Annotated in this window: 1 protein-coding gene and 1 pseudogene; one reads left to right on the forward strand and one right to left on the reverse strand. The window is 72.8% G+C overall.

Annotated elements, in window-relative coordinates; genetic code table 11:
- Window positions 1-294 (reverse strand): annotated as a pseudogene (locus tag SACPADRAFT_RS33500) (hypothetical protein); the annotation flags it as partial.
- Between the two features lie 183 nt (window positions 295-477).
- On the opposite strand from SACPADRAFT_RS33500, the gene SACPADRAFT_RS29345 reads away from it, so the two are divergent.
- Window positions 478-1986, forward strand: a 1509-nt coding sequence (locus tag SACPADRAFT_RS29345; protein WP_007027418.1) for an acetyl-CoA carboxylase biotin carboxylase subunit, incomplete at its 3' end; no start/stop codon positions are given.

Below are 1986 nucleotides of genomic sequence, written 5' to 3' on the forward strand. Positions count from 1 at the left end.
GCCGCCCTCGTCGGCCAGCTCCGTGCGGCTCACGGTGTCGACGGCGCCGTCCCCGGCGCGCAGTCTGCCGGTCGTGCCCGCACGGTCGGCCAGCAGCTCCACGGACATACCGTTGACGACGGTGGTCGCGAGCACCCGGCACGACTCCCCGCCGCAGTCCGGCATGGGCGGGTGCTCCCGCTCGCCCGGCGTGTCGGTGCCCAGCACCGCGGCCGCGACCTGCGCGGCCACGGCGACCATGCAGGCGACCACCACCGTGGCGACCACCGGACGCGGCGGCGACGTCCGAGCCACGAGGACCTCCTCCCTTCACCGACCACGCGACAGGGTAGGCGAGACGGGAGCGCGCGCCCCGGCTCGAAACCGTTCCCGCACTGGTGACGGCGTTCGAGGGAGCTACGGACGTGAGCCTTCTCTCGTCTGACTGAACGTGGCGGATCCGTAAACTCTCGCAGAGCAGCGAACAAGGAGGTAAGCGTGCCCCAACCAGCCGCCGTTTCCAAGGTGCTCGTCGCCAACCGCGGGGAGATCGCCGTGCGGGTGATCCGGGCCGCGGCAGACGCGGGGCTGGCCAGCGTGGCCGTGTACGCCGACCCGGACCGGGACGCGCCGCACGTGCGCATGGCCGACGAGGCGTTCGCACTGAACGGCTCCACCGCCGCCGACACCTACCTGGTCACCGAGAAACTCCTCGACGTCGCCGCGCGGTCGGGCGCCGACTCGGTGCACCCCGGCTACGGCTTCCTCTCCGAGAACGCCGACTTCGCCCGGGCGGTGCTCGACGCGGGCCTGACCTGGATCGGTCCGTCCCCGCAGGCCATCCGCGACCTCGGGGACAAGGTCACCGCCCGGCACCTCGCGCTCAAGGCGGGTGCCCCGCTCGTACCCGGGACGAAGGACCCGGCCGCCGACGCGGACGAGATCGTGGCCTTCGCCGACGAGCACGGACTGCCCGTGGCGATCAAGGCCGCCTTCGGCGGTGGTGGTCGGGGGCTGAAGGTCGCCCGCACCCGGGAGGAGATCCCGGAACTGTTCGAGTCGGCCACCCGGGAGGCCGTGGGCGCGTTCGGCCGCGGCGAGTGCTTCGTGGAGCGCTACCTGGACCGCCCCCGGCACGTGGAGGCGCAGGTGCTGGCCGACCAGCACGGCAACGTCGTGGTCGTCGGCACCCGGGATTGCTCGCTGCAGCGCCGCCACCAGAAGCTGGTGGAGGAGGCCCCCGCACCGTTCCTGTCCGAAGAGCAGCGCGAGACCATCCACACCTCGGCGAAGGCGATCTGCCGGGAGGCGGGCTACCACGGCGCGGGCACGGTCGAGTACCTCGTCGGCGACGACGGGACGATCTCCTTCCTGGAGGTCAACACCCGGCTGCAGGTGGAGCACCCGGTCTCCGAGGAGACCACCGGCATCGACCTCATCCGCGAGCAGTTCCGCATCGCCGAGGGCTCCCCGCTGCCGTTCACCGAGGACCCCGCCCCGCGCGGCCACTCGATCGAGTTCCGCATCAACGGCGAGGACGCGGGCCGCAACTTCCTGCCCGCCCCCGGCACCGTCACCCGGTTGGAACTGCCGCAGGGCCCCGGCGTCCGCAACGACGCGGGCCTGGAGAGCGGCAGCGTGATCGGCGGGCAGTTCGACTCCATGCTCGCGAAGGTCATCGTGACCGGGGCCGACCGGCGGCAGGCGATCGAGCGCAGCAGGCGGGCGCTGGACGAGATGGTGGTCGAGGGCCTGCCGACGGTGCTGCCGTTCCACCGCACCATCCTGCGGGACCCGGCGTTCGTCGGCGACGACACCGGGTTCTCCGTGCACACGCGCTGGATCGAGACCGAGTTCGACAACACGATCGAACCGTTCACCGGTGAGCCGGACACCGGGGAGGACCAACCGGCCCGCAACACCGTCGTCGTCGAGGTCGGGGGGCGCAGGCTGGAGGTCTCGCTGCCCGGCGACCTCGCACCCGGCGGGGGCGCGCCCGCCGCGGCG

Source organism: Saccharomonospora iraqiensis subsp. paurometabolica YIM 90007, assembly GCF_000231035.2.
In the GTDB taxonomy this organism is placed as follows: Bacteria; Actinomycetota; Actinomycetes; order Mycobacteriales; family Pseudonocardiaceae; genus Saccharomonospora; species Saccharomonospora paurometabolica.